The sequence below is a fragment of the Oleiphilus sp. HI0123 genome (assembly GCF_001635315.1).
In genome coordinates, this window is record NZ_LWGE01000338.1 from 1 (window position 1) to 895 (window position 895).

1 protein-coding gene is annotated in these 895 nt (G+C 40.6%); it reads left to right on the top strand.

Going from position 1 to position 895, the window contains the following annotated elements; genetic code table 11:
* Window positions 1–128 precede the first annotated feature (128 nt).
* Window positions 129–895: AraC family transcriptional regulator ligand-binding domain-containing protein (locus A3761_RS03205; RefSeq protein WP_068749802.1), on the top strand; the 767-nt coding region annotated here is incomplete at its 3' end.

An 895-nucleotide genomic window follows, 5' to 3' on the forward strand; every position in this document is an offset into this window, starting at 1 on the left:
GTAAGTCGCTCATGAATTGCTCCTTCAAACTAATCAGTAATTAAAGCTAGTTTATTCCACAAGCAGCATCTATTATTGTCATAGCAATAATATTTTTTGACAATCTGCGCCACCATTACAATCAGCTTATGAATTCTTTAAATGATTTTTTTATCTCTCGGGATGTTGTCGGATACCTACAGACCTTTATTAAGCAAAGCGGTCTTAGTCTTCCGTTGTATGAACAGAAGCTTGACTATTTATCCGCTAAGCAACATATGTCTTTTGCACAATGGTGGCGTTTATTAGAAGAATTAGAAGCGCTAACGCCATACGACGCGTTGGGCCTTGAAATAGGAAGGTATATAAAGGTTGAGCATGTAGGCGTACTCGGCTACCTGTTTCGCACGGCCAGAAACGTGGGTGAAGCGTTAGCTTGCTTCAAACGATTTCAGGGCTTGATCTACGCAGGAAGTCTTGCACACACGGAACTAAATCCTGACAATTCATTTTGCCTGGTGTGGAACCCGGATTACGGTTATTCAAGCCAATGTTCCGACGAATTATTACTTAGTGCAATGGTGACGATAGTTAATGAGATTATTTTCCCGAAAAAATTAAATCTTTCAGCCATTCACTTTACGCAAGCTTTAAGTGATGACCGAGCTAAATCGTGTAAAAATTATTTTTGTTGTCCTGTTTACAGTCAGCAAGAAAAGTTGTCTATCGCCTTCTCGGTAAGTGATCTAGATATTCCAATTCCGCACTCTGATATCACACTTCACGGCATACTAGGCAAACAAGCAGAAGACTTACTAATAAGCCTACCAGATTGCGACACCTTTATAGCCGAACTTACCGATACGATTATTCGCTGCTTACATGAGGGTGATGCTGATACGAATACCGTCGCTTC